Origin of the sequence: Edaphosphingomonas haloaromaticamans, assembly GCF_001853345.1 — a bacterium.
In the GTDB taxonomy this organism is placed as follows: Bacteria; Pseudomonadota; Alphaproteobacteria; order Sphingomonadales; family Sphingomonadaceae; genus Sphingomonas_E; species Sphingomonas_E fennica.
Genome location: NZ_MIPT01000001.1, coordinates 808,962 through 835,912 on the forward strand (window position 1 = coordinate 808,962; position 26,951 = coordinate 835,912).

The 26,951-nt window shown below is 68.0% G+C and carries 21 protein-coding genes; 13 read left to right on the forward strand and 8 right to left on the reverse strand.

Going from position 1 to position 26,951, the window contains the following annotated elements:
* The first annotated feature begins 39 nt into the window (after positions 1-39).
* Positions 40-732: an ABC transporter ATP-binding protein gene (locus BHE75_RS03700; RefSeq protein ID WP_070932486.1), complete on the forward strand. Its 693-nt coding sequence runs from the start codon at positions 40-42 to the stop codon at positions 730-732.
* Positions 729-3,224, forward strand: a complete 2,496-nt coding sequence (locus BHE75_RS03705; RefSeq protein WP_070932488.1) for an ABC transporter permease — start codon at positions 729-731, stop codon at positions 3,222-3,224. The genes BHE75_RS03700 and BHE75_RS03705 overlap by 4 nt, the downstream gene beginning before the upstream one ends.
* A 16-nt stretch (positions 3,225-3,240) precedes the next feature.
* Here the strand turns inward: BHE75_RS03705 and pgeF are convergent, their stop codons facing one another.
* From pgeF to lgt, 3 genes are read right to left on the reverse strand one after another with little or no spacing between them, the layout of a single operon-like run.
* Positions 3,241-4,020 carry a peptidoglycan editing factor PgeF gene (pgeF, locus tag BHE75_RS03710; protein WP_070932490.1) on the reverse strand — a complete coding sequence of 260 codons (780 nt, stop codon included), beginning with the start codon at positions 4,018-4,020 and terminating at the stop codon, positions 3,241-3,243.
* Positions 4,021-4,078: 58 nt separating this feature from the next.
* The gene (locus BHE75_RS03715) at positions 4,079-5,137 is read right to left on the reverse strand and encodes a class I SAM-dependent methyltransferase (RefSeq protein ID WP_070932492.1); all 1,059 of its coding nucleotides are present in this window, start codon (positions 5,135-5,137) and stop codon (positions 4,079-4,081) included.
* Positions 5,138-5,153: 16 nt separating this feature from the next.
* A complete protein-coding gene (gene lgt / locus BHE75_RS03720; protein ID WP_015459345.1) occupies positions 5,154-6,020 on the reverse strand; it encodes a prolipoprotein diacylglyceryl transferase in 867 nt (288 codons plus the stop codon).
* A gap of 73 nt (positions 6,021-6,093) precedes the next feature.
* Here lgt and BHE75_RS03725 point away from each other — a divergent pair, with 73 nt between their 5' ends.
* From BHE75_RS03725 to BHE75_RS03750, 6 genes are all read left to right on the forward strand, one after another.
* Positions 6,094-7,791, forward strand: a complete 1,698-nt coding sequence (locus BHE75_RS03725; RefSeq protein WP_254684354.1) for a class I adenylate-forming enzyme family protein — start codon at positions 6,094-6,096, stop codon at positions 7,789-7,791.
* 75 nt (positions 7,792-7,866) lie between these two features.
* Complete coding sequence (locus tag BHE75_RS03730; RefSeq protein WP_070932496.1) at positions 7,867-10,083, forward strand: xanthine dehydrogenase family protein molybdopterin-binding subunit; 2,217 nt, start codon at positions 7,867-7,869, stop codon at positions 10,081-10,083.
* Positions 10,080-11,087, forward strand: coding sequence for a ferrochelatase (hemH, locus tag BHE75_RS03735; RefSeq protein WP_070932498.1), 1,008 nt, complete (start codon positions 10,080-10,082; stop codon positions 11,085-11,087). The genes BHE75_RS03730 and hemH overlap by 4 nt, the downstream gene beginning before the upstream one ends.
* 31 nt (positions 11,088-11,118) lie before the next feature.
* Positions 11,119-11,841: an acetoacetyl-CoA reductase gene (gene phbB, locus BHE75_RS03740; RefSeq protein WP_015459349.1), complete on the forward strand. Its 723-nt coding sequence runs from the start codon at positions 11,119-11,121 to the stop codon at positions 11,839-11,841.
* Positions 11,842-11,887: 46 nt separating this feature from the next.
* Positions 11,888-12,115, forward strand: coding sequence for a ribbon-helix-helix domain-containing protein (locus BHE75_RS03745; RefSeq protein ID WP_070932499.1), 228 nt, complete (start codon positions 11,888-11,890; stop codon positions 12,113-12,115).
* 87 nt (positions 12,116-12,202) lie between these two features.
* Complete coding sequence (locus BHE75_RS03750) at positions 12,203-14,557, forward strand: TonB-dependent receptor (RefSeq protein ID WP_070932502.1); 2,355 nt, start codon at positions 12,203-12,205, stop codon at positions 14,555-14,557.
* Between the two features lie 33 nt (positions 14,558-14,590).
* Here BHE75_RS03750 and BHE75_RS03755 read toward each other — a convergent pair whose 3' ends face one another.
* Positions 14,591-15,583 carry an FAD:protein FMN transferase gene (locus tag BHE75_RS03755; RefSeq protein WP_070932505.1) on the reverse strand — a complete coding sequence of 331 codons (993 nt, stop codon included), beginning with the start codon at positions 15,581-15,583 and terminating at the stop codon, positions 14,591-14,593.
* A gap of 144 nt (positions 15,584-15,727) precedes the next feature.
* Between BHE75_RS03755 and fliD the strand changes: the two genes are divergently transcribed.
* The 4 genes from fliD to BHE75_RS03775 all read left to right on the forward strand — a co-directional run bounded on the left by fliD (position 15,728) and on the right by BHE75_RS03775 (position 20,171).
* Positions 15,728-17,329, forward strand: coding sequence for a flagellar filament capping protein FliD (gene fliD, locus BHE75_RS03760; protein ID WP_070932507.1), 1,602 nt, complete (start codon positions 15,728-15,730; stop codon positions 17,327-17,329).
* A gap of 75 nt (positions 17,330-17,404) precedes the next feature.
* Positions 17,405-17,803, forward strand: coding sequence for a flagellar export chaperone FliS (fliS, locus tag BHE75_RS03765; RefSeq protein ID WP_015459354.1), 399 nt, complete (start codon positions 17,405-17,407; stop codon positions 17,801-17,803).
* 108 nt (positions 17,804-17,911) lie between these two features.
* Positions 17,912-18,787: an LLM class flavin-dependent oxidoreductase gene (locus tag BHE75_RS03770; RefSeq protein ID WP_070932509.1), complete on the forward strand. Its 876-nt coding sequence runs from the start codon at positions 17,912-17,914 to the stop codon at positions 18,785-18,787.
* Between the two features lie 79 nt (positions 18,788-18,866).
* Positions 18,867-20,171: a dicarboxylate/amino acid:cation symporter gene (locus BHE75_RS03775; RefSeq protein ID WP_070932511.1), complete on the forward strand. Its 1,305-nt coding sequence runs from the start codon at positions 18,867-18,869 to the stop codon at positions 20,169-20,171.
* Here BHE75_RS03775 and BHE75_RS03780 read toward each other — a convergent pair.
* A complete protein-coding gene (locus BHE75_RS03780) occupies positions 20,168-21,025 on the reverse strand; it encodes an HpcH/HpaI aldolase/citrate lyase family protein (RefSeq protein ID WP_070932512.1) in 858 nt (285 codons plus the stop codon). The genes BHE75_RS03775 and BHE75_RS03780 overlap by 4 nt on opposite strands.
* A gap of 1,673 nt (positions 21,026-22,698) precedes the next feature.
* Between BHE75_RS03780 and BHE75_RS03790 the strand changes: the two genes are divergently transcribed.
* Positions 22,699-23,070 (forward strand): GFA family protein, encoded by a 372-nt coding sequence (locus BHE75_RS03790; RefSeq protein ID WP_254684355.1) that lies wholly within the window; start codon positions 22,699-22,701, stop codon positions 23,068-23,070.
* Between the two features lie 225 nt (positions 23,071-23,295).
* Here the strand turns inward: BHE75_RS03790 and BHE75_RS03795 are convergent, their stop codons facing one another.
* The 3 genes from BHE75_RS03795 to uvrA all read right to left on the reverse strand — a co-directional run bounded on the left by BHE75_RS03795 (position 23,296) and on the right by uvrA (position 26,911).
* Positions 23,296-23,478, reverse strand: coding sequence for a hypothetical protein (locus BHE75_RS03795; protein WP_070932515.1), 183 nt, complete (start codon positions 23,476-23,478; stop codon positions 23,296-23,298).
* A complete protein-coding gene (locus BHE75_RS03800) occupies positions 23,447-23,905 on the reverse strand; it encodes a hypothetical protein (RefSeq protein WP_254684356.1) in 459 nt (152 codons plus the stop codon). The genes BHE75_RS03795 and BHE75_RS03800 overlap by 32 nt, the downstream gene beginning before the upstream one ends.
* 84 nt (positions 23,906-23,989) lie before the next feature.
* Positions 23,990-26,911, reverse strand: a complete 2,922-nt coding sequence (gene uvrA, locus BHE75_RS03805; RefSeq protein ID WP_070935462.1) for an excinuclease ABC subunit UvrA — start codon at positions 26,909-26,911, stop codon at positions 23,990-23,992.
* Between the last annotated feature and the right edge of the window lie 40 nt (positions 26,912-26,951).

The window sequence follows — 26,951 nt, forward strand, 5'->3', positions numbered from 1 at the left end:
GCGTAACAATCGGGCCTCAAGGGGAAACCTTCCTTCGCTATGTCAGCCGCCAATATCGTCATCGAAGCCCGGAATGTCACGCTGGCGCTGGGCAGGGGTGAAGCGCGCGTCGAAATCCTGCGGGGGATCGATCTTTCGATCGCCGAGGGGGAGACGGTCGCGCTGCTCGGCCCATCCGGTTCGGGCAAGTCATCGCTGATGGCCGTGCTTTCCGGGCTGGAGCGCGCGGATGCCGGCCAGGTGCATGTCGCGGGCGCCGATTTCGCGGCGATGGACGAGGATCGGCTGGCCAGGGCCCGGCGCGGGCGGATCGGCATCATCCTGCAGGCTTTCCACCTGCTGCCGACGATGACGGCGCTGGAGAATGTGGCGGTGCCGCTGGAGCTGGCCGGCCAGGCGGATGCGTTCGCCCGTGCGCGCGTGGAGCTGGAGGCGGTGGGCCTCGGCCATCGCACCGGCCATTATCCGGCCCAGCTTTCGGGGGGTGAGCAGCAGCGCGTGGCGATCGCGCGTGCGGTGGCGCCCCGCCCGGCCATCCTGTTCGCCGACGAGCCGACCGGCAATCTCGATGCCCGCACCGGCGCGGCGATCATGGATCTCCTGTTCGGCCGCCAGCGCGAAACGGGGGAGACATTGCTCATCATCACGCATGATCCCGCGCTTGCCCATCGTTGCGGCCGGGTGATCGAAATGCTGGACGGGCGCATCGTCAGCGACAGCCGGGCGGCATGAAGCTCGCCTGGGCCTTGGCGCTGCGCGACCTGCGCGGCGGGTTTGCCGGGCTGCGGCTGCTGGCCATCTGCCTGTTCCTGGGGGTGATGGCGCTGGCGGGCGTCGGCAGCCTTTCCAGCGCCATTACGTCGGAACTGGCGTTGCAGGGCCAGTCGATCCTGGGCGGCGACGTCCAGATGTCGATCGTCCAGCGCACCGCCGATCCGGGGGAGCGCGCGGCCTTCGCGGCGGCCGGCCGCGTTTCGGAAACCATCCGCATGCGCGCCATGGCCTCGCGTCCCGATGGCGCCCAGGCGGTGCTGGCCGAGCTGAAGGGCGTGGACGGCGCCTATCCGCTCTATGGCGATTTCAGGCTCGCCCCCGGCGCGCTCGGCGCGCGGCCCAGGGGGAAGGAAGTCGCGATCGCCCCGGCGCTGGCCGATCGGCTGGCGGTGAAGCCGGGCGACATGGTCCGCATTGGCGATGCCGAGCTGCGGGTGATCGGCCTGATCGCCGAAGAACCCGATCGGGTCGGCGAAGGCTTCACCTTCGGTCCGGCGGCGCTGGTGGACATGGATGGCCTTGCCGCCACCGGGCTGGTGCAGCCGGGCAGCCTTTATACCAGCCGCTACCGCATCCGCCTGCCCGATGGGCAGGACGCCGCGAATGTCGCGAAGCAGATCGCCGATCGCTTTCCCGGCGCCGGCTGGGAGGTGCAGGATCGCAGCAACGCCGCGCCCGGCACCCGGCGTTTCATCGGACGGCTGGGCCAGTTCCTGATGCTGGTGGGGCTGACGGCGCTTGCGGTGGCGGGCATCGGCGTGGGCAACGGCGTCACCTCCTATCTGGAGGGCAAGCGCAACGCGATTGCGACGCTGAAGGTGCTGGGCGCTTCCTCGCGCACCATATTCCTTTCCTATCTGATCCAGATCGGGCTGGTCGCCGGCGCGGGAATCCTGGCCGGCGTGGTTGCGGGCAGCCTGGTTCCGTCCGCCGTCGTCGCGCTTGCCGGGGATGCCCTGCCGGTGCAGCCGCATTTCGCCATTCACGCGCGGCCCCTGTTGCTGGCCGCGCTCTATGGCCTGCTGATCGCGCTGCTGTTCGTGCTGGCGCCGCTCGCCCGCGCCCGTGCCGTGACCGCCGCGTCCCTGTTCCGCGGCGGGGTGGAGACGGCGGGGCGGCCGGCATTTCCCGTCTTCGCGGCGATGGCCATCACGCTTGCGGCGATCGTCGCGCTGGCGGTCGGCACCGCGCGGGAACCGCTGTTCGCGGCGTGGTTCGTTGCCGCCGTCGCGGGGCTGCTGCTGCTGCTCACCCTGATCGGCTGGGCGGTGCGGCGCATCGCCGCACGCCTGCCGCGCCCGCGCAGGCCGCTGCTGCGGCTGGCGATCGCGAACCTGCACCGGCCGGGGGCGCAGACGGGCAGGCTCGTCGTGGCGCTCGGCCTCGGGCTCACGCTTTTCGCCACGCTCGCGGTGATCGAGACCAATCTTTCCGGCCAGATCGACAGCACCGTGCCGGCCAAGGCGCCGAGCTTCTTCGCGCTCGACATTCCGGTCGACGATATCGATCGGTTCCGCGCGCTGGTGGCCGCCCGCGCGCCGGGGGCGGAGGTCCGCACCGTGCCGTCGCTGCGGGGGCCGGTGGTGTCCTTCGGCGGCAAGCGCGTGGCCGATCTCGATACGCTGCCCGAGGGCGCCTGGATCCTGCGCGGCGATCGCGGGCTCACTTATTCCGCCACGCCGCCCGAAGGCAGCCGCGTGGTCGAAGGCCAATGGTGGCCGCCCGATTATTCGGGGCCGCCGCTCGTTTCGCTGGACGTGGAGGCCGCCCGCATCCTGGGCCTGAAGGTCGGGGACGAGATCACCGTGTCGGTGCTGGGCGTCGAGGTGCCCGCGACCATCGCCTCGCTGCGCGAGATCAAGTGGGACACGATGGGCTTCAACTTCGTGCTGGTCTATTCGCCGGGAGTGCTGGAGGGCGCGCCGCACAGCTACATGGCCACCATCGCCATGCCGGAAAAGGGCGAGGCCGCGCTCAACCGCGAGATCACCCGGCAATTCCCGTCCGTGTCGCTCATCCGGGTGAAGGAGGTGATCGGCCAGGTGGCGGACGTGCTGGGCCAGCTTTCCACCGCGGTCCGCTCCGCCGCGTCCGTGGCGCTGGCGGCGGGCATCGCCGTGCTGGTCGGTGCCATCGCCGCTTCGCGCCGGTCGCGCATCTACGATTCGGTGCTGCTCAAGCTGCTGGGCGCGACGCGCCGGCAGGTGTTGGTCGCGCAGGCGATCGAATATGCGATCCTCGCGTCCATCCTCTCCCTGCTGGCCGCATTGTTCGGCGCGTTGGCCGGCTGGTATGTGGTGACGGGCGTGTTCGAGCTCGATTGGGCGCCCGACTGGACGGTGGTGGGCGCGACGCTGGCGATCGGCGGCTTCGGCACGCTGGCGCTGGGCCTGCTGGGATCGCTGCCGGCGCTGGCGGCGCGGCCCGCCCGCGCGCTTCGGGAATTGTGATGCGCCGGGCGGCCGCTCAGGCGTGGGGCGGCAGCCCGATCAGCGATATCTGCCGGCCATAGCCGGGCTCGCCGCGATGGGTGGCGCGGCGGAAGCTGTAGAAACGGTCGTGATCGGCATAGGTATCGAGGCCCAGCGCCTCGACCCGGCCGATGCCGGCGGCGGCGATGCGGGCGGTGACATAGGCTTCGATGTCGAACTGATAATGGCGGGCACGCACGCCATCGGTGAAGAAGCGCTCATTTTTGGCATCGTCCTCGGCAAAACGGCGGAGGAAGGCTTCGTCGACCTCATAGGATGCGCGCGCGATACAGGGGCCGATCGCCGCGACGATCCGCCCGCGATCGGCGCCGATCGCCTCCATCGCCGCGATCGTCGCATCGGTGACGCCGCCGATCGCGCCCTTCCACCCGGCGTGGGCCGCGCCGATCACTCCGGCCTTGCTGTCGGCGAACAGCACCGGCACGCAATCGGCGGTCAATATGCCGAGCAGCAGGCCCTGCTTATCGGTGACAAGCGCGTCCGCATGCGGCCGGGCATCGTCGGGGAAGGGCGCGTCGACCTTCACCGCATCGGCCGAATGGACTTGGTGCAGCGTTACCAGCTGCGCATCCGGCAGCACGGCGGCGACGGCGCGCCTGCGATTTTCGCGGATGGCATCGCGATCGTCGTCCGATCCCAGCCCTACGTTCAGCCCGGCGTGGATGCCCGTGGAAACGCCGCCGCGCCGGCCGAAAAAGGCGTGGGGGATATCGCCCAGCGAGGCGGCGCGGATCGGATCGATGGCTTGCGTCATGGCGGGCTTCTTACACCGATGGGTACGGTTGGACAGCCCGCGCCATGCCGATGAACCGTCAGGCCGGCGGTGCCCCGAATCCGGCCGGTTCCGGCCAGCCGGGGGCGACGAACGCCATCACCTTGAACAGCTCCCCCATCTCCCCCGCGTCGGTGAGGCGGTGCCGGGCGGCCTCGATCTCTTCGGCGCGGGTGGGCGAGCCGCGGGAAAGCGCCGCCGTCCGCGCGCCGATGCCGATCGCTTCCAGCCATGCGCCCTGGCCGACGGGGCCGTGGACGCGCACGCCCTCCGCCTCGCCGGCCTGGCGGATCGCGGAAAAATCGACATGGGCGGTCAGGTCGCGCGTGCCGGGGCGGGCGAACGGATCGGCATAGGCATGGGCGTGGACCGCCTGGAAGGTGTCCCCCGCCGCGCGGCCGGCATAGCCATAGTCGATGATGATCGCGGCGCCGCCCTGCTCGGCGATGCGGCCGGCGACGTCGCGGGCGATGGCGGTGCCCATGGGCGCGCTTTCCAGGATCGAGCCGGCGGGCGCATCCCGCAGGCGATCGGGCACGAGGGCGTCGACGGGCACTTCGCCGGGCACGGGGGCGAAGCCGTCCGGGCCGTGCGCCACCATCCGCTCGCGCCAGCCGTTCACGGTGCGGACGAACTGGCGGATGGGAAGCGCGTCGAAGAATTCGTTGGCGACCAGCAGCAGGGGCTTGCCGGCGGGCAGGGTGGAAAGATCGTCATGCCAGGCGGCATTGGCGAAGCGTTCGGCCTGCGCGGCCCGGAGCGCCGGGCTGGTCTCGACGAAATGCACGGCCGGCTGGAGGCCGACGGCGCGCATCGCCCGCGTCGCATCGGCGGCCAGCGTGCCCCGGCCCGGCCCCAGCTCGACATAGCAGGCGGGCTCCTCCCCGGCCTGCTGCCAGAGGTCAGCCAGCCAGAGGCCGATCAACTCCCCGAACATCTGGCTGATTTCGGGCGCGGTGACGAAGTCGCCCGCCGCCCCCAGCGGATCGCGCGACGCGTAATAGGCGCCGTTGGCCTCGGCCATGAACTGGGCGATGGGGATCGGGCCGACCGCCCGGATCAGGCGGGCGAGCCGTTCTTCGCAGCTGGGGCTCGTCATCGGAACCCGCGCCGGCTCAGGCGACGCTCTGGTCGCCTGCCACGGGCTCCACGCGCTGGCGGCGGCCCCTGGCGGTGAGGATCAGGTAGAGGCCGCCCAGGATCATCGGCACCGTCAGCCACTGGCCCATGCTGAGGTGGGTGCGCGCGGCGAATTCCATCAGCTGTGCGTCCGGCTCGCGGAAATATTCCACGCAGAAGCGGCTGAGGCCGTAGCCGAGCAGGAAGGTGCCGACGAGCTTGCCGGGCTGGTAGCGGGCATCCGTCTTCCAGAAGAGGAACCACAGGACGGCGAACAGTAATATCCCTTCCAGCCCCGCCTCGTAGAGCTGGCTGGGGTGGCGGGCGACGTCGCCGCCGCGCGGGAAGATCATCGCCCACGGCACATCGGCCGCCCGGCCCCACAATTCGCCGTTCACGAAATTGGCCAGCCTGCCGAAGAACAGGCCGAACGGCACGCAGCAGGCCACATAATCGTGGATGCGCAGCCAGTTGAGCTGATATTTCCGCGCGAGCAGGATGATGCCCAGCGACACGCCGATCACCCCGCCGTGGAAGGACATGCCGCCTTCCCACAGCTTCAGCACGTCCAGCGGGTGCTGCCATATCTCCGGCTGGTAGAATGTGACATAAGCGAGCCTGCCGCCGATGAGGATGCCGAGCGTGGCGTAGAACACCATGTCGTCGGCATGGCGGCGGGCCATCGGCGCGCCCGGCTGGTCCAGCAGCTTGAGCAGATACCACCAGCCGATGAGGATGCCGGCGATATAGGCCAGCGAATACCAGCGGAGCTGGAAGAAACCGAGGTCGAGCGCCACAGGGGAGAGGCCAAGCTGGTCAAACCGCAAGGCTGCCGTAGCGTCAGCGAGGAAGGTCAGGATCAAGGCTTTTCCCCGAGGATTTTGGCCCTCATAAAGGGGGCAACGAGAAACGCAAAGCGTGAGGAGAGAGCGGCCGATGCCTAGTGAGCAGGACGCCCGCATGCAAGCGGTGATGGATGCGGTTACCGGGCCGGGGGGCCTTGTCGAGATCACGCATGACGCGCGCGGCTTTGCGGTGGCCGCGAAGCTGCCGGCCACGCTGCCCGATCTCTTCCGCTTCGCCTGTGGCCAATATGGGGCGGAAACCGCGCTCGTCGCCGGCAAGGAACGGCTGACCTACGCCGATCTGGACAGGTGGTCCGAACGGCTGGCCCGGTCGCTTGCCGGTGGGCATGGCATCCGCAAGGGCGATCGGGTGGCGATCGCCATGCGCAACGCGCCGGCCTGGATCGTCGCTTATATGGCGGCCGCGAAGGCGGGCGCGATCGTCACGCTGATCAACGGCTGGTGGACGCCGGAGGAACTGGCGCACAGCCTGCAGCTTTCCACCCCCAGCCTCGTCATCGCGGACGGCCCGCGCGCACAGCGGATCGCCGATACCGGCATCGAGGTTCGCGTGGCCGATCTGCTGATCGACCTGCCGATCGCGCAGGCGCTGGCGCCGCTGATCGACGGCGTGGCCGAAGGCGATCTGCCGGCGGTGTCGCCCGAGGACGACGCCACGTTGCTCTTCACCTCGGGCTCCACCGGCCAGTGCAAGGGCGCGGTCTCCACCCATCATGCGGTGACGACCGCCACCTATTGCTTCGTGGCGCTCACTGCCACGCTGTTGGGCGCGTTCTATGGCGGGGATCGCAACAATCTGCCGGGCGCGCCGGCGGCGCTGGTGACGGTGCCGCTGTTCCACGTCACCGGTGAGATACCGGTGTTCGTCGCCAGCATCGTGATCGCGCGCAAGCTGGTGCTGATGCCCAAATGGGATGCGACCGAGGCGCTCAGGCTGATCGAGGCGGAGAAGGTGAGCTATTTCGTCGGCGTGCCGACGATGAGCCTGGAGCTGATGCAGCATCCCGATCGCGGCCGTTACGACCTTTCCACCCTGCTCGACATCGCGGCCGGCGGCGCGCCCCGCCCGGCGGCGCATGTGCCTCGCCTGATGGAGGCCTTCCCGCAGAGCAACCCGATGATGGGCTATGGCCTCACGGAGACGAACGCGGTCGGCTGCACCAACTGCCGGGGCAATTACGCCGCGAAACCTTCCTCGACCGGTCCGGCGCAGGCGCCCTTCGTCCATGTCGCCATCTATGATGACGACGGCAATGCGCTGCCACCGGGCGAGCGGGGCATGATCGGCATCGCCAGCGCGGCCAACATCCGGGGCTATTGGAACAATCCGGAGGCGACCGCCGCGGCCTTCACGGCGGACGGGCATTTCCTGACGGGCGATGTCGGCTATCTGGACGAGGACGGCTATCTCTTCATCGTCGATCGCGCCAAGGATATCGTGATCCGCGGCGGCGAGAACATCTCCTGCATCGAGGTGGAGGCCGCGCTCTACGCCTATCCCGACGTGGCCGAGGCGAGTGTGTTCGGCCTGCCGGACGAGCGGCTGGGCGAAATCGTCGGCGCGGTGGTGCGGATGCGCCGGGGCGGGGCGGTGGATGCGGTGACCTTGCTGGAATTCCTCGGCGGGCACCTCGCCAGGTTCAAGCTGCCCGCGCATCTCTGGTTCTCGGACGATCCCCTGCCGCGCCTCGGCACCGGCAAGATCGACAAAAGGGCGCTGCGGGAGCGTTTCACCAGACAGATGGAAGCGGACGCCCGCGCGGCCTGATCGCCCTCAAGCCACTGGCGTTCGCGGCGCGCCCTCCTTATTCAGCCGGGTGATGATGGGATCTCGGGGCCTTCCATGGCGATAAGCCGTCGCAATTTCCTGGTCGGTGGCGGCGCCGGGGCGGGCCTGCTCCTCGCCTGGGGGCTGTGGCCGCGCAGCTATCGCCCCAATCTCGTCGCCAGTCCGGGCGAGGCGATCTTCAACGCCTTCCTGAAGATCGGCGAGGACGGCCATGTCGCCGTGGTGGTGCCGCAGGCGGAGATGGGGCAGGGGGTGTGGACCTCGCTGCCGCAGGTGCTGGCCGATGAACTGGGGGCGGACTGGCGGACCATCGCGGTCGAACCCGCGCCGATCAGCCCGCTCTACGCCAATGATTTCCTGATCGGCGAGGCCGCCCAGGGCATGCTGCCGGATCTGCTGAAGGGCGTGGGCGGCTGGGCCGCGCGGCAATATGCCATCCGGTCCGCGCTGATGGTGACGGGGGGATCAAGCTCGATCCGGGGGTTCGAAACCCGCTTCCGCGAGGCCGGCGCCGTTGCCCGCGCCCTGCTCTGCACGGCGGCGGCAAAGCGCTGGGATGCCGATTGGCGGGCCTGCGATACGGCGGCCGGCTTCGTCACGCGCGGCGAGGATCGCCTGCGCTTCGGCGAGCTTGCGGCGGAGGCGGCGTCGCTCGACGCGCCGGGCGGCGTCGCCCTGCGCGCGCCGGGGGCGGGTGGGCTTTCCGGCCGTTCGGTGCCGCGCATCGACTTGCCTTCCAAGGTGGACGGATCGGCCCGCTATGCCGGCGACGTGCGCCTGCCGGATATGGTGTTCGCGGCGGTCCGCCACGGCCCGCACGGCGCCACCCGGCTGACGGGCGTGGACAAGGCGGCCGCGGAGAAGGTGCCGGGGGTCATCGCGGTTGTCCAGAATCCGGGCTGGGCCGGGGCCGTCGCCACCAATGGCTGGGCGGCCGAGCGCGCGCTGGATGCGATGCGTCCCCGCTTCACCACCGACGGCCCTTTCCCGGACAGTGACTCGATCGATCAGGCGCTCAATGCCGCGCTCGACGGGGGCGAGGCCACGCGGTTCGTCGCCATCGGCGATGTCGATGCGGCCTTTGTCGGCAAGCAGGGGCTGAAGGTCGATTATTCGGTGCCGCTTGCCGTCCACGCGGCGATGGAACCGCTGGCCGCGACCGCGCGGCTGATCGGGGACCGGATGGAGGTGTGGATGCCCACGCAGGCGCCCGGCCTCGCCCGCGCCGCCGTCGCCCGCGCGCTCGACATGAGCGAGGGGCAGGTGACGATCTATCCCATGCTGGTCGGCGGCGGCTTTGGCCGGAAGATCGAGAATGATGCCGCCGTCCAGGCCGCGATCATCGCGCGGGAGGTTCGGCGCCCCGTCCAGCTCACCTGGTCGCGTCGCGACGACATCCAGCAGGATCGCTTCCGCCCGGCCGCCCGCGCACGGATGGCGGCGGCCCTGGGCGAGCGGGGTGAGGTGGTCGGCTGGCAGGCGCGCATCGCGGCCCCCGCCGCCATGGCCTCCATGCAATCGCGGCTGATGGCCGGCGGCGGCGATCCGGGCGCGAAGGCGGAGCTGTCCGCCGTGGAAGGGGCGCTGCCGCCTTATGCCATTCCGGCGATCGCGATCGATCACCTGCCGGTCGATATCGGGATACCCACCGGTATCTGGCGATCGGTGGCGAACAGCTACACCGCCTTCTTCACCGAATGCTTCATCGATGAGCTTGCCCGATCGGCGGGGATCGAGCCGCTATCGTTCCGCATGCAGATGCTGGGCGGCAATCCCCGCCTCGCCCATTGCCTGACGACGGTGACGGCGATGGGCGGGTGGGATGGCGGCATGCCCGGCGGCAATCAGGGGCTGGCATGCCATTCCAGCTTCGGCAGCCATGTGGCGATGCTGGTGGAGGCGCATGTCGGCGAGGATCAGCGCATCGTCGTCGATCGCGTGGCGGCGGCGGTGGATTGCGGGCGGATCATCCACCCCGATATCGTTCTCCAGCAGATCGAAGGCGGGATCGTCTGGGGGCTGGCGGCTGCCTTCGGCGCGACGACGGGCTTCGCCCGCGGCATGGCGGAGGCGCGCAATTTCGACGCGCTGAACCTGCCGCTGCTGGCCGGCACGCCCGATATCCGCGTGGAGCTGATCCCAAGCAAGGAGGCGCCCGGCGGCGTGGGCGAGATCGCGGTGCCGCCGGTGGCGCCCGCCGTGGCCAATGCGATCTTCGCCGCAACGGGGCAGCGCCTGCGCTCGCTGCCGCTGGCCATCGGCGGCCAGTGAACCCGCCCGCCGATCATCCCGCCGTGCCCCAGCGGCGCATCGGCGTGCTGCTGGTCAACCTCGGCACGCCGGATGCGCAGGATGCGTCCTCGGTCCGGCGCTATCTCCGGGAATTCCTCTCCGATCCGCGCGTGGTCGAAATCCCCCGGTTGATCTGGCAGCCGATATTGCACGGCCTGATCCTGCCGACGCGGCCGAAGAAATCGGCCCATGCCTATGCCCAGGTCTGGCGGCCGGATGGTTCCCCGCTCGCGGCCATCACGCGGGCGCAGGCGGCGGCGCTGGCGGACGCCTTCGGGCCGGATGTCATCGTCGATCATGCCATGCGCTATGGGCGCCCCGCGATCGGCGATCGCATCCGCGCGCTGGTGGCGGCCGGTTGCGACCGTATCCTGTTCGCCCCGCTCTATCCGCAATATAGCGCGGCGACGACGGCGACCGCCAATGACCGCGCCTTCGCCACCCTGGCGGCGATGCGGTTCCAGCCCGCCATCCGGACGCTGCCGCCCTATTTTGATCATCCGGATCATATCGCCGCGCTGAAGGCCGGTATCGAGGGGGCGCTGGCGGCGCTGGATTTCGTGCCCGAGGCGATCGTCGCCAGCTTTCACGGCATGCCCGAACGCACGCTCCGTCTCGGCGATCCCTATCATTGCCAGTGCCAAAAGACGGCGCGGCTTTTGGGGGAGGCGCTGGGACGCGAGCTCATCGTCACCTTCCAGTCCCGTTTCGGCCGGGCGAAATGGCTGGAGCCAGCCACCGACGCGACGCTCGCGGCCCTGCCGGGCCGGGGCATCCGCAAGGTGGCGATCGTGGCGCCGGGCTTCGCGGCCGATTGCCTCGAAACGCTGGAAGAACTGGCGATCAGGGGTCGCGACGGCTTCCTCGCGGCGGGCGGGGAGAAGTTCGCTTATCTTCCCTGCCTCAACGATAGTGGTGCCGGCATCGAAATGTTGAAAAAACTCCTGGGTGCCGAGCTTGAAGGCTGGCGGGCGGGCCTCTAGACTTTCGCGAAATTGCCGTGGGAGTACGCAAATGGCCAGAATTGCGATCGTGACGGGTGGAACGCGCGGGATCGGGGAGGCCATCAGCCTCGCCCTCCAGGCCAAGGGCGTCACGGTTGCGGCCAACTATGCCGGCAACAGCGAACGGGCCCGCGCCTTCACCGATCGCACCGGCATCCCCGCCTATCAGTGGGACGTCGCCGATCATGAGGCGTGCCTTGCCGGCGTGAGGCAGGTGGAGGCCGATCTCGGCCCGATCGACATCGTCGTCAACAATGCCGGCATCACCCGCGACGGCACCCTGCTGAAGATGGACTGGCAGGCGTGGGACGAGGTGATCCGCACCAATCTGGGCGGCTGCTTCAACATGGCCAAGGCCACCTTCGCCGGGATGCGGGATCGCGGCTGGGGCCGGATCGTCAATATCGGCTCGATCAACGGTCAGGCCGGGCAATATGGCCAGGTGAACTATGCGGCCGCCAAGTCCGGCATCCACGGCTTCACCAAGGCGCTGGCGCAGGAAGGCGCGAAATTCGGCGTCACCGTGAACGCGATCGCGCCGGGCTATATCGATACCGACATGGTGGCTGCGGTGCCGCAGGAAGTGCTGGCCAAGATCGTCGCCAAGGTGCCGGTGGGCCGGCTCGGCCATGCGGAGGAGATCGCCCGGGGCGTCACTTTCCTGGCCAGCGAGGATGCGGGCTTCATCACCGGCTCCACCCTGTCGATCAACGGCGGGCAGCACATGTATTGACGGCACCGGCCCTTTTCCCCGCGGCCATCCGCGCCGGACGGCCCTGATGTCGGGGCCGGTCAAACGTTCGGTGATGATCGCGGGGCATTCCACCTCGATCAGCCTAGAACCACCTTTCTGGGATGCCCTCGTCGCGGCCGCGCGGGCGGAGGATATCCCTCTCAACGCCCTGGTCGCGCGGATCGATGCGGATCGGGTGCTCGATCCCGATCCTCCAAACCTCGCCAGCGCCATCCGCGTCTGGCTGTTTGAACGTGCCTGTCGATCTCAATAATCGACGTTGACAATATTGAGAATGACTAGCAATAGCCTCCCCCGATAAGTTCGGGCCGCGCAGAGCGGCGCAAAAGGGGAGCCATCCATGGCCAGTTCGGATTTCCGCAGTTCCGTAGCCACGCCTGCCTTCATCGCCCTCGGCTGCGTGGGCTTCATCGCCTCCGCGCCCGCTATAGCACAGTCCAGCGGCACGGCCGAGGGCGGCAAGCTCGGCGGCGTCACCGTCGAGGCAGAGGCGATCGAGGAAGGCATCAAGGTCGATCGCGTGGAATCGCCGAAGGCGACGGCGCCGCTGCTGGATACGCCGCAGACGATCACGGTGATCAGCAATCAGACGATCCGGCAGCAAAACCTGCTCACGCTGCGCGATGCGCTTTCGACCATTCCGGGCATCACCTTCGGCGCCGGCGAGGGCGGTGGCGGTTTCGGCGATAGCATCAACCTGCGTGGTTATTCGGCCAACAACGACATCACTCAGGATGGTGTGCGCGACAGTGGCCAATATAGCCGGACCGATCCGTTCAACCTCCAGCAGATCGAGGTCTATAACGGTGCCAACTCGGTCTTCAATGGATCGGGTTCGGTTGGCGGCACGATCAACCTCGTATCCAAGACCCCGCAGGCGAACGATCTTACGGTGCTGGAAGCGGGCATTGGCACCGATAATTACTATCGCGCCACCGTGGACAGCAATGTGCGTGCGTCCGATCTCGTCGCGTTCCGCCTGAACGGCATGTTCCACCGCAACGATTATCCGGATCGCGATGTTGAGAAGTATAAGCGCTGGGGCATCGCGCCGTCCGTTACGATCGGCGTCGATTCACCGACCCGGCTGACGCTGAGCTACGTTCATCAGCGGGATAATAACACGCCTACTTATGGCGTTCCATTCTACATCACCGATACGAATGACGGACCGATCGCCGGTATCGATTCCTCGGATTATTATGGCATCGTCAATCTGGATAAGCAGAAGATCACGTTCGATCAGGCGACGATGCGCGTCGATCATGATTTCAGCGATGCCATTTCCGTCCGTAATCTGACGCGTTGGCAGCGGGTGGAGCAGTATAGCGTGACGAGCGCTCCGCAGGGCGCGATCTGCCTCGTGAGCGGTGTCCAGCCGAACGGCCAAGCTTGCCCTAATGGCCTCGCACCCGGAAAGTGGGCGCAGGGCGGCCCGCGGGGTTATGTGCGTGATCAGGAAAATCAGCTCTTCTACAACCAGACGGATCTCCGGATCGTCAGCGGCGAAGAAGGTGGGATTCGCAACACGCTGGTTGTCGGCGGCGCGCTGACCTGGGAAGATTACAATATCGATACCGGATCAATGATCCGTAACGCGGACGGTTCGGCAGCTACCTTGCCGCAGGTGGACTATATCCATCCCGACTTCTCATATGCGAACCCGCATTATGTGTTGACGGCACGTGCCAAGAGCCATTCGAGCAACAAGGCGATTTATGCCTTCGATACTGTCGAGTTGGGGCAGTTCGAGCTCAATGCCGGCATTCGTTACGAGCATAACAAGGGCCGCTACAACAACTTGCCGATTGACTATCCGCCGGGGACGACCCCGCTGACGCCGGCGCAGCTTGCCACACAGCGAAACAGCGAAAACTTGTTCTCCTATCGGTTTGGCGGCGTGTTCAAACCTACCGAGAATACCAGCATCTATATCGCCTATGCCAATTCGAAGACGCCCTCGTCAGCCACGGTGCGCACGGGCTGCGGCACGATTTCGGCGCCGGGCGCGGCAGATCCGTGTGCGGTCGCACCGGAAAAGGCCCGCAATTACGAAATCGGCGCCAAGGCTGATGTGCTGGGTGGCGGGCTGCAGCTGACGGCGGCCTTGTTCCGCAACGAACGCAGCAATTTCCGCGTCGCGTCGAACGACCCGTCCCTGCCTGCCACCCTGCAGGTGCTGGATGGCAAATCCCGCGTGGATGGCATTGCCCTCGGAGCGACTGGTCGGATCACCGAAGCGTGGTCGATCTTCGCCAACTACACCTATCTCGACAGCGAGGTGCGGCAGAGCATTTCCGATTTTGATCTGGAGCAGGGTGTCGTCGATCCGCAGCGCGGCAACAGGCTGACGCAGACGCCGAAGCATTCCGGCAGCTTGTGGACAACCTATGCCTTCGATTTCGGGCTCCAGCTGGGTTATGGCTTTACCTATCAGGGAAGTTTTGCAACCAACTTTGCCAATGCGAACAACCCGACCCAATACAACACGGACAATTATTGGGTGCACCGCGCTATGGCTTCCTATGCGTTCGGCAATGGCCTTACCGCGCAGCTTAACGTGCAGAACATCTTCGATAAGAAATACTACACCAATATCCGCAACAATCTCGGGGCCAATGGCGTCGTAGGCGGCGGATGGGCGATGCCGGGCGAGGGACGCTCCGCGCGTCTCAGCCTCTTCTACAGCTTCTGATCGGTCACCCGCCCGGCAAGTCCGGGCGGGCCATCAGTCCAGCATTTCGGCGAGGGCGGGGGAGAAGGCTTCCCGGCCCTCGTTGCTTATGAAGCGTGCTGCCAGCCGCTTTTGCGTGGCCAGCGCCATGCCGGCTTCGATGCCCAGCACGGTGAGTGCCGTGGCCCAGGCGTCGGCGTCCATGCAACGGGCGTGGACTACCGATACGGCCGCGACGCCGTTTTCCACCGGCCGGCCGGTGCGGGGATCGAGGCTGTGGGCGTAGCGCCGGCCATCATGATCGAAGAAGCGGCGATAATCGCCGCTCGTCGCCACCGCGAGGCCGTGGAGCGCGATCCGCGCCGGCGGCACGGGGGCTTCCGGCGGCGCCTCCAGATCGACCCACCAGGGCTGGCCGTCGGGCATCACGCCTTCGCCGACCAGCTCGCCGCCCACTTCGACCAGGAAGTGGCGGTGGCCGGCCTGGCGCAGGACATCGGCGAGCATGTCGACGGCATAGCCCTTGGCGATGCCCGAAAAATCGAGCGCGAGGCCGCCTGGCTGGCATGCCCGCCGGCCATGGATGTCGATCGCCATCCGCCGATATCCCGATGCCGCCAGAGCCGCGGCGATGTCGCCATCCGAAGGCGGGGCGAGGCTGGCGGGGGCGGGGCCGAAGCCCCAGAGATCGACCAGCCGGCCCATCGTCGGATCGAAGGCGCCGTCGCTTTCGGCTGCGATGTCGATCGCGCGGCGGAGCACGGTGAAGAAATCGGCCGGCAGGGCCTGCCATGCGCCGGCGGGAAGCCGGTTGAAGCGGCAGAGATCGCTCGTCGGCTCCCAATGGCTCATTTCCGCGACGATCCGGTCGAGCAGGGCTTGCAGGGCCGGCCCGGCATCCGGCAGCGCAGCCCGCGCCGCGATCCGCGCCGACCAGCTCGTCCCCATCGTCCGGCCGCCCAGGGCGATCACCCGGCCGTCGGCGATCCGGGTGGCGATCGCGGATGGAGAAAGCAGGCGGGGGATCAGGATATGCGGATCGGCCATTCGCTCTCGTTAGGCCGGTTCCATTCTCCTGCAAGCGGGAACGGGCACTGGAAAGGTCGTTCGGGTCGCGGGTAAATTTCCCGATGGCCCTAAAGCTCGGCTCCATCCGGTCGTTCCTGCGAATGGATCAGCGGGGAATGGCCAGTGACGTCGATTGCTTCAACCTTGGGCGTGGGATCGGGGATCGATACGGCGACGCTCGTCGAGCAGCTCGCGGCGGCATCGAAGAAACCCAAGGAGGATCTGATCGCCAAGCGGGAGGAGGCGAACAGCGCCAAGATTTCCGCGCTCGGCAACATCTCCTCGGCGATCGACTCCTTCGCCTCCGCTCTCTCCTCGCTGATTTCCGGCGGCTCGCTTTTCACCCAGGCGACGTCGTCCGACACCGGCGTCGTCGCCGCCAGCGCACTGGCGGGTTCCCGGATCGGCAATCTTTCCGTGCAGATGGAGGTCCGCCAGCTTGCCGCCGCGCAGTCCATCGCCTCGGGCAGCTATGCCGGCGCGACCTCGCCGATCGGGCAGGGGCAGATGACGCTCACCACCGCGAAGGGCAGCTTCGCCATTACTGTCGATGCCGCCAACGATTCGCTGGCGGGGCTCGCCCGCGCCATCAACGCGGCCGGCGCGGGCGTGACGGCCAGCGTGATCCAGGACACGACCGGATCCCGCCTCGTCATCAAGGGGGCGACCGGCGCCGCGCAGGCCTTCAGCCTTTCGGTCGATCCGAGCGCGGATGCCGGCCTGCAGGCCTTCGCCTTCGATCCGGCCAGCTATGATGCCGGCAACCCATCCGGCATGAGTCTCGCCCAGGCGGCCCAGGATGCGATCGTGCGGGTGGACGGCGTGGAGGTCACGCGCACGTCGAACAGCTTTTCCGATCTGGTGCCCGGCGTGAAGATCGATCTCAGGAAGGCGGCCGCCGGCACCGTCATCACCATCGGCTCGTCGCGGCCGACCGCTGCGATCTCGCAGGCGGTCAGCGATTTCGTCGCGGCCTATAACGAGCTCAAGTCGATGCTGGACGCGGCGACGGCGGCGGGCGCCGGTGCGCTGCGCGGCGATGTCGGCCTGCGGGAAATGCAGCGCCAGCTCGCCAAGCTGCCCACGACCGTGCTGTCGAGCGCGGGCGGCCCGGCGACGCTCGCCGAAATCGGCGTCCGCACCCAGCGGGACGGGACCCTGGCCGTCGACGGCGCGCGCCTGGCCTCGATCCTCGCCTCCGATCCCGATGGCGTCGAGGCATTGTTCAACCCCGGCCAGACGGCGTCCAGCCCCCTGATCCGGATCGTCAGCCCCTATGGAGCGGTGAAGCCCGGCACCTATACGGTGAGCGATCTCGTGGCCGGCGATCCGGCTTCGGGCAAGATCGGAGGGTTCCTGGGCGTCGTATCGGGCAGCCAGCTGAGTTCCTCGATCGCGGCCAAGTCCAAGGGACTCGTGATCGAACCGCTCGGCAACCTTGCCGAAGGCACGATCACGGTCGATCTCGGCCTGGGCGGCGCCTTGCAGGCGATCCGCGATGCGCTGCGCGCGTCCGGCGGGCCGCTGGCGACCACGCAGGCCCGGCTGGCGACCGAGAGCAAGACGATCGCCAAGGATCGGGAGAAGATGGAGACGCGCGAGAGCGCCTATCACGACCAGCTCGTCCGCCAGTTCACCGCGATGGACAGCCGGGTGGCGGCGTTCAAGGCGACGCAGAGCTACCTCGACCAGCAGATCAAGATGTGGACCAGCGGCAACAACTGATCCGCCGCCGGTTCCATGGTTCAATTCGTTTCGGAACATCGCGCGGCCCCGCCCGCCGCGACAGGAGAGTGATGCATGTTCGGTTCCGCCGCCCGCGCCCGCTATGCCCCCGCCGGTGCCCGCTATCAGAGCGTCGATATCGCGACGCGGATCGAGGGCGCGGGGCCGCATCGGCTGGTTTCGATCCTGTATGAGGAGCTGCTGACCCGGATGGCCCTGCTCAAATCGGGGCTGGTCAACGGGGATCATGCGCGCCGATCCGATGCGCAGGCGCGGTCGCTGGCGATCCTCGCCGCGCTGGAGAACGGGCTGGACCATGACAAGGGCGGCGATGTCGCGCCGCTGCTGGCTTCCGTCTATGCCGAGGCCAGCCGGCTCATCCTGCGGGCGGTGAACGACAATGACGCCGCCCCGCTCGATACCGCGCGCTCGATCATCGCCGACATCGCCGAGGCGTGGGACCGGATTCGCTGATCGATCCGCGTCCCTTCCGCCCAAGCTGGCGCCTTGGCGATTCTGGTCGTTTGGGGCGGCATCGGCTACTCCGCCTGCCGTAGGACAGGATAGAGAGGGCCGGCCGCCATGCGTTTCCACCACGCCGAATCGATGACGCCGTTCGAAAATCTGGTGCCGCTGGCCCAGGATGCCGAAGCGCACGGCTATGCCGGCTACATGATCCCGGACAGCCTGATCTACCCGCAGGAAACCGACAGCAAATATACCTACACGGCGGACGGCGGGCGCGAGTTCCTGGAGAACAAGCCTTTCGTCGAAAGCTTCATCCTGGCGACGGCGCTGGGGGCATCGACCACGAAGCTGGAACTCACCACCAATGTCGTGAAGCTGCCGGTGCGGCCGCCGGTATATTCGGCGAAGCTCGCCGCATCCGTCGCGGCGATCACCGGCAACCGCTTCAACTTCGGCGTCGGCCTTTCCGTCTGGGAGGAGGATTATGCCGTGATGGGCGTGGATTTCGCCAAGCGCGGCAAGCGGTTCGACGAGTGCATCGAGATCGTCCGCGGCCTCACCAACGGGGGCTATTTCGGCTTCCAGGGCGAATTCTACGATTTCGCGCCGGTTAAGCTCAATCCCGTGCCGACCAGGCCGCTGCCGATCCTGATCGGCGGCCATTCCGACGCGGCGCTGAAGCGGGCGGCCAGGCATGACGGCTGGCTGTGCGCCGGCGGCAGCTATGAACAGACCCTGCCGCTGCTGGAGAAGCTGGCCGCCTATCGGGCCGAGCTGGGCACGGCGGGGCGGCCCTACCGCATCTTCACCACGGCGATGGGCGGGATGCTGGGCCTGGACGACGTCCGCAAGCTCGAGGATGCGGGCGTCACCGACATCGCGGTCGCCTTCCGCAACCTTTATGCCGTGGAGGAGGACCGCCAGCCGCTCGACGAGAAGAAGGCCGATCTGCGCCGCTTCGCCGACGAGGTGATCGCCAAGGCGGGCTGAGCGGGCGCGGCCTCCCCCCCCTCGACTTCCCATCCTTCCGGCGGCAGAGAAGGGCCGTTGAGGGGAGAGGGCCGCACCCATGATCGTCGTCGAAAGCCAGCCGGAGGAAGCGGCGCCGCGCCGGCGGAGACTGGCCGGCCAGCTTTATTTCCAGGTGCTGGCGGCGATCCTCGCGGGCAGCGTCATCGGTCATTTCTGGCCGGAGGTCGGCGCGTCGCTGAAGCCGCTGGGCGATGCCTTCATCAAGCTGGTGAAGATGGTGATCGCGCCGGTCATCTTCCTGACCATCGTCACCGGCATCGCGGGGATGAAGGAGCTGGGCGTGGTGGGCCGCGTCGCGCTCAAGGCCTTCATCTACTTCCTCACTTTCTCCACCTTCGCGCTGATCGTGGGGCTGATCGTCGCCAATGTCGTCCAGCCCGGCGAGGGGATGAACATCGACCCGGCGACGCTCGACAGCGGGACGGTGGCCACCTACACGCGGGCCGCGCACGACCAGTCGCTCGTCGCCTTCCTGATGCACATCATCCCGGACACCTTCCTCGGCGCGCTGAGCGGGGGCGAGATATTGCAGGTGCTGTTCGTCGCCATCCTGTTCGGCGTGTCGCTGACCATGCTGGGCGGCCGCGCCCAGCCGGTGGTGGACCTGCTGGAGACGGTGGCGCAGGCGGTGTTCAAGCTGGTCGGCATATTGATGCGGGCGGCGCCGATCGGCGCGTTCGGGGCGATGGCCTTCACCATCGGCAAATACGGGCTGGCGAGCCTGGCCAACCTGATCGCATTGGTGGCGACATTCTACCTCACCTCCGCCTTGTTCGTGCTGGTCGTGCTGGGGCTGGTGGCCCGATATAACGGCTTTTCCATCCTCCGGCTGATCGCCTATCTGCGGGCCGAGCTGCTGCTGGTGCTGGGCACCTCCTCCTCCGAAGCGGCGCTGCCGGCGCTGATCCAGAAGATGGAGATCGCCGGCTGCCCCAAGGCGGTGGTCGGCCTGGTGGTGCCGACCGGATATTCGTTCAACCTGGACGGCACCAACATCTACATGACGCTGGCCGCCCTGTTCATCGCCCAGGCCACCGGCATCCACCTTTCGCTGGGGGACCAGCTGCTGCTGCTGGCGGTGGCGATGCTTTCGTCCAAGGGCGCGGCCGGGGTGACGGGCGCGGGCTTCATCACGCTGGCGGCCACCCTTTCCGTGCTGCCGGCGGTGCCGGTGGCGGGGATGGCGCTGATCCTGGGGGTGGACCGGTTCATGAGCGAATGCCGCAGCCTGACCAACTTCATCGGCAATGCGGTGGCCACCATCGTCGTTTCCCGCTGGGAGGGCGGGCTGGACAAGCCGGCGCTGGACGCCGCCCTGCGCGGCGACCCCCGCGAGGATTAACCCGCCGCCGCCCATTCGGCCACGGCGAGATCGCGTTCGGCCTGGGCGAGGTGGAGCCGTTCCACCATCCGCCCTTCCACCCGGATCGCGCCTTTCGCGGCATTGGCCGGATCGGCGAAGGCGGCGACGATGGCGCGCGCCCAGGCCACGGCATCGGCATCGGGGGTGAAGGCGGCGTTGCACGCGGCGATCTGGCGCGGGTGGATCAGGGTCTTGCCGTCGAAGCCGAATTCCACCGCCTGCGCGCATTGTTCGGCAAAGCCGGCATCGTCGTCGATCGCGTTGAACACGCCATCCAGCACGACCAGCCCGTGCGCCCGCGCGGCGGCGACGGCCATGCCCAGCATCCCCTGGAAGGGCGCGCGCAGCGTGCCGGGCCGCGCCCCCATTTCCTTGGCGAGATCGTTGGTGCCGAGCACGAAGCCGCCGCCGGGACCGGCATCGGCCAGGGCGGCGGCAATCTCCTCCAGCCGGAAGATCGAGCGCGCGGTTTCGATCATCACCCAGAGCGGGGCGGCGCCGGCGAGCGCGGCGGCATGGCGGGCGACGGCCGCGCCATCATCCACCTTGGGGACGAGCACGGCATCGGGGCGGGCGGCGGCGAGCGCCGCGAGATCATCGAACCCCCAGGGCGTATCGATGCCGTTGGCGCGGACCACCAGTTCCCGCCGGCCGAAGCCGCCGGCCGCAACCGCCGCCACGGCGGCGGCGCGCGCATCCGCCTTCACATCGGGCGCCACCGCATCCTCGAGATCGAGGATCACGACATCGCAATCGAGCGCGCGCGCCTTTTCCACCGCCCGGGGGTTGGACGCCGGCATGTAGAGCGCGCTGCGGCGGGGACGGACGGCCATGGATCCTCCTGATCGGTGCGGTTGTGTTTGCCCGTGGGCTGTAGGGCGAATCGGGGCGGCTTGGAACCGCCGGCGGTGACGGCGCGGTTCAGAGCGCGCGGACGGCGGCGGGCGGGCGATCGCGCGGCGGGGCCTGTGCGCCGGGCTGTGGCTGGTCGGGCGGTGGCTTGCCGGATGGGGCCGGGCCGGGGNCCGTGGGGCCGGAAGCGGCGGGGCCGGTGCCGGTGGGGCCGGCCGGAGCAAGCGGGGCCGCGGCCGGGCGCGCCGCTGGCGGCCCGGCGTTGAAATCGGGGAACATGGCGCGGCTATTTTCCAGCCCCAGCGGGTCCGGCCCCTTGCCCCGGCGCCACGCCTCGTCCGCGTCATAGAGGCCGAGCAGGCGATTGAGCCGGTTCACCGCCGCATCATGCTGCGCGCATTGCCGGCGGAAATGCGCATCCTCCGCATTGCCTTCGGGGTCGTCGGGTTGCTCCTCCTCCTCCTCCTCCTCGGGCTGGCCGGAGGGGACGAAGCCGAACCAGCGATCGCGATCGGGCGCGTCGGCGGCGATGCGGCCATCGACGAAATATCGGTGGCGGGCCTCCACCACGGCGCGTTCGGCGCGGGAGAGGGTGCGGCAATAATCCGGGTCGCCATATTCGCCGTCCTCCGGCCCGCGAAAGCCGGGCGGGGGCGGGAAGCGGGTGAACCAGCTTTCCTCCTCCGCATCCCACCAGACGGGTTCGTCCTCCGCCGCCAGGCCGGCGTCCGCGCCATCGCGAAGTTGAGGAAGTTGAGGATTGCCATCGGCGCCGTCGGGGCCGGCATCGGGCGCCGCGACGCGGATCAGGCCGGCGGCCTCGGCCCGCGCCCACTGGTCCGCCGTCCAGCCCGCCCGGCCGTCCATGTCGAGATCGGAGATATCGACATCGCCCGCCAGCGCGCCGCCGCCCCGCAGCCAGCGATCGGCGCGGGCCAGCGCCACCACGGGGGCGAGATCATGGCCGGCGCCGCCTTCCTCCCCGCCATCGGCGACGCGCAGGCCCAGGAACAGGCCGGCGCGGGCGGGCGAGCAATCGCGGCCGACCAGATCGAGGAACGCCTCCCATTCCTGCGCGATCAGCCGCGCGGCCTGGTGCGTGCCCTCCGCCACGCGGGCATCGGCCAGCCGATCCATGCGGGTGAGCATCGCGGTGGCGAGGCGATTGTCGAACCGATGCCGCTCGATCACGTCGCCATTGGCCCGCGTGACGGTTTCGACCTGCCCGTCGATCGCGCGGGAGAGGAGGATATCGGCCAGCTTCTCCCGCGCCTGCAACGCCGCCGCCTGCCAGCCGAGCGCAAAGGCCGCCCCGTTCGCGCGGCGGCGGAAGGCGTAGGCCGAGGCGACGGAGAGCCCGACGATCCGGCACGCGGCCTCCACCGTATGGCCTTCGGCCACCGCCTCGAGAAAGGCGCGCTGGCGTTCGGGCGTCCAGCCGTCGCGGCGGGGAAGGGCGGTTGCGGGGGCGGCCGGGGAGGCGGCCGGCGCGGAGGGGATGGCGAGGTCGGTCATGCCGGCAAGATAACCTATATGGTTATATGTAGGACAGGGCATCCCCTCCAGCCGTCATCCCGGCACAGGCTGGGATCGCCTGCTTTTGGCGAAACATGGAGGAAAGCGATCCCAGCCTGCGCTGGGATGACAAGGAAAATTGGATCAGACTGCGACCATGCCCGAAGCCGCCCCCACGCCCATCACCGGAAGCTGCCACTGCGGCGCGGTGACGCTCACCGTGCCCCACGCCCCTGAATGGGTGAATAGCTGCAACTGCTCGCTGTGCCGCAGGACGGGCGCGCTGATGGCCTATTATCCCGATGGCGCGGTGAAGGTGACGGGCGAGACCCGCGCCTATGTGTGGGGCGACCGGACGATCGGCATCCACCACTGCCCGGTCTGCGGCTGCCTGACCCATTGGCGCACGCTGGGCGAGGATTTCGGCAAGATGGGGATGAACGCGCGGCTGCTGGACGGGTTCGATCCAGACGCGGTCGAGGTGCGGAAGGTCGACGGGGCGAGTTGGTGAGCGCCGGCGCGGGAGAACGGCTCCTGCCCGGCCCGCGACCAGGAAGGAGGACTGGCGCTCGGCGTCCAGTCGCGATGCGGTGGGCAGGTGTCGGGGGCACTCTCTTGCGCGTCCCCTCGGATGATGGGCACCAGAGGGCGCACGCTGGCGGCCTTGCTTATTTTCTCCCCGGAGAAGATGGGGGCAGCTTATCTCGCTGCGGCGGCCTTGCCAGCCGGTGCGTGCTTACCAGCGTCCGCCTGCCTGCTCGACGGCCTCGAGCAACGCCTTCTTGCTGGCCGTGCGACGTTTGCCGCTGTTGTGTGGGAGATCGGGCTGGCCGGTTTCGGCGCGGCGACGGGCGATGTCGCGTGCGAAATCGTCGAAGGCGACGGCCTTATCCTTCGATGTCCGCGATGCCGTAGTCACCGCCTGTCTCCTCTCGAATACGGCGATCAAGATAAGCGCGATCCAGATCGCTGTGAAGGACAAGAAGGGAGCGTGCCTGTTCCCACATTTCCGGTGCGGCACCACTGGCGAACTGGCCCATGCGATCGGCAATGATATCCTCTACCGAGATTATGGCCGCGCGCCCTTCGGTTCCGAAATCGAGGAAGAGAATGCGCTCCCGATCGGCAAGACCATCCAGAAGGGAGGATGAAACGATCTCGAAACCGAGCTTCAGATCGGGATGTATCCAGCCCCGCGTCGCCATGCCCGGTCCGGCCGGCTTCACGAAGCCCTGGCGCTGCAGAATCTCCTCGAACCATTGCTGACGCGGAGTGACGATATCGAAATCGCCGGTGTTGACGGCACTGCTGGAATAAAGCTCGACGGCGGCACCGCCGACCAGCACGGGCGGCTCCCCTCCCGATGCCCGGAGCGCTTCGCTCGCCCGCGCGAAAGCGCGCAAAGCGGCCTCACTCCGGGTGATAGGGGATCATTCCGCCGCGACCTGTTCTCCTGCCGGTTGCAGGCCGAGCAGGGGGGCGAGGTAGCGGCCGGTGTAGCTGCGGGGTTCCTTCGCGACCTGTTCGGGCGTGCCGGCGGCGACGATCTCGCCGCCCTTGTCGCCGCCTTCGGGGCCGAGGTCGATGATCCAGTCGGCGGTCTTGATGACCTCCAGATTATGCTCGATCACGACCACGCTGTTGCCCTGCTCCACCAGCGCGTGGAGCACCTCCAGGAGCTTGCGGACGTCCTCGAAATGCAGGCCCGTGGTGGGCTCGTCGAGGATGTAGAGGGTGTTGCCGGTGGCGCGGCGGCTGAGTTCCTTGGCGAGCTTGACGCGCTGCGCCTCGCCGCCGGAGAGCGTGGTCGCCTGCTGCCCGACCTTGACGTAACCGAGGCCGACCTCGGCCAGCATCGCCATCTTGTCGCGGATCGGCGGCACGGCCTTGAAGAATTCCACCGCGTCCTCGACCGTCATGTCCAGCACGTCGGCGATCGACTTGCCCTTGAAGGTGACTTCCAGCGTCTCGCGATTGTAGCGCTTGCCGTGGCAGACGTCGCAGGTGACGTAGACGTCGGGCAGGAAGTGCATCTCGATCTTCAGCACGCCATCGCCCTGGCACGCCTCGCACCGGCCGCCCTTGACGTTGAAGCTGAAGCGGCCGGGCTTGTAGCCGCGCGCCTGCGCCTCCGGCAGGCCGGCGAACCAGTCGCGGATGTTGGTGAAGGCGCCGGTATAGGTGGCGGGGTTGGAACGCGGGGTGCGGCCGATCGGCGACTGATCGATATCGATCACCTTGTCGAGATGCTGGAGCCCCTCGATCTTCTCATGATGGCCGGCGAGCATGCGGGCGCCGTTCAGCACCCGCGCGGCGGTGGCGTAGAGCGTGTCGATGGTGAAGGTGGACTTGCCCGATCCCGAGACGCCGGTGATGCAGGTGAAGGTGCCGAGCGGGATGGAGGCGGTGACGTCCTTCAGGTTGTTCGCCCGCGCGCCCCTGACCGTCAGCTTCCTGCCATTGCCCTTGCGGCGCTTCTTCGGCACGTCCACAGCGCGGCGGCCGGAGAGATAGTCGCCGGTGAGCGAGCCTTCGGTGGCGAGGATATCGGCGAGCGAGCCCTGCGCCACGATCGCCCCGCCATGGACGCCCGCGCCCGGCCCCATGTCGATGACATGATCGGCGGTGCGGATCGCGTCCTCATCATGCTCGACCACGATCACCGTGTTGCCGAGATCGCGCAGGCGGCGGAGGGTTATAAGCAGGCGATCATTGTCGCGCTGGTGGAGGCCGATCGAGGGTTCATCGAGCACGTAGAGCACGCCCGACAGGCCCGAACCGATCTGCGACGCCAGGCGGATGCGCTGGCTTTCGCCGCCGGACAAGGTGCCCGACGTGCGATCGAGGTTGAGATAATCGAGGCCGACATTGTCGAGGAAGCCCAGCCGCTCGACGATTTCCTTCAGGATGCGTTCGGCGATCGCATTCTGCTGGGCGTTCAGATGGTTGGGCATATCGCGGAAGAAGGCCAGCGCGGGGCCGACGGCGCGGCGGGTGGACTGGGAGATATCCTCGCCCGCGATCTTCACCGCCAGCGCCTCGGGCTTGAGGCGGGCGCCGTGGCACACCTCGCAAGGGGCCGCGGACTGGTATTTGGCCAGCTCCTCGCGCATCCACGCGCTTTCGGTGGCGAGCATGCGACGGTTGAGATTGCCGATCACGCCTTCGAACGGCTTGGTGACCTGGTAGCTCTTCTTCCCGTCGATGAAGGTGAGGACGATCGGCGTGCGGCCGGTGCCGTTGAGGATCGCCTCGCGCTGCTCGTCGGTGAGCTGGTTCCACGGCGTATCGAGCCTGAAGCCGAAATGGGCGGCGAGGCTGGCCAGCACCTGCATGTAATAAGGCGAGGGCGGGTTGGACTTGGCCCAGGGGACGACCGCGCCCTGCTTGAGCGAGAGATTCTCGTTCGGCACGACCAATTGGGGATCGAAATAGAGCTTCTCGCCCAGGCCGTCGCAGGCGGGGCAGGCGCCCTGGGGGGCGTTGAAGGAGAAGAGACGCGGCTCGATCTCGGCAATGGTGAAGCCGGAGACGGGGCAGGCGAATTTCTCCGAGAAGGTGATGCGGTTGGCCGGCACGCCCGCGCCCTTCATCTGGCCGCCGGCATCCTCCGCCTCGCGCCCCGGCACGACGCCGTCGGCGAGATCGACATAGGCCAGCCCCTCGGCAAGCTTCAGCGCGGTCTCGAAGCTCTGGGCGAGGCGGGTTTCCATGCCTTCGCGCACGACGAGGCGATCGACCACCACCTCGATGTCATGCTTGTATTTCTTGTCGAGCGCGGGGGCGTCCTCGATCTCGTAGAATTCGCCGTCGATGCGGACGCGGGTGAAGCCCTGCTTCTGCCATTCGGCCAGTTCCTTGCGATATTCGCCCTTGCGGCCGCGCACGACGGGCGCGAGCAGGTAGAAGCGCGTGCCTTCCGGCAATTGCAGCACGCGATCGACCATCTGGCTGACCGTCTGCGCGCTGATCGGCAGGCCGGTGGCGGGCGAATAAGGCACGCCGACCCGCGCCCAGAGCAGGCGCATATAATCGTAGATCTCGGTCACGGTCGCGACCGTCGAGCGCGGGTTGCGCGAGGTCGTCTTCTGCTCGATCGAGATGGCGGGGGAGAGGCCCTCGATATGATCGACGTCGGGCTTCTGCATCAGCTCCAGGAACTGGCGCGCATAGGCCGAGAGCGATTCCACGTAGCGGCGCTGGCCTTCGGCATAGATGGTGTCGAAGGCGAGGCTGGACTTGCCGGAGCCCGACAGGCCGGTGATGACCGTGAGCGTTTCGCGCGGGATATCGACATCCACGCCCTTGAGATTGTGCTCGCGCGCGCCACGGACGGAAATGTGAGTCAGCATGAGGGCAAATGTTCCATATTTGTTCGCACGCGGCAAGCCG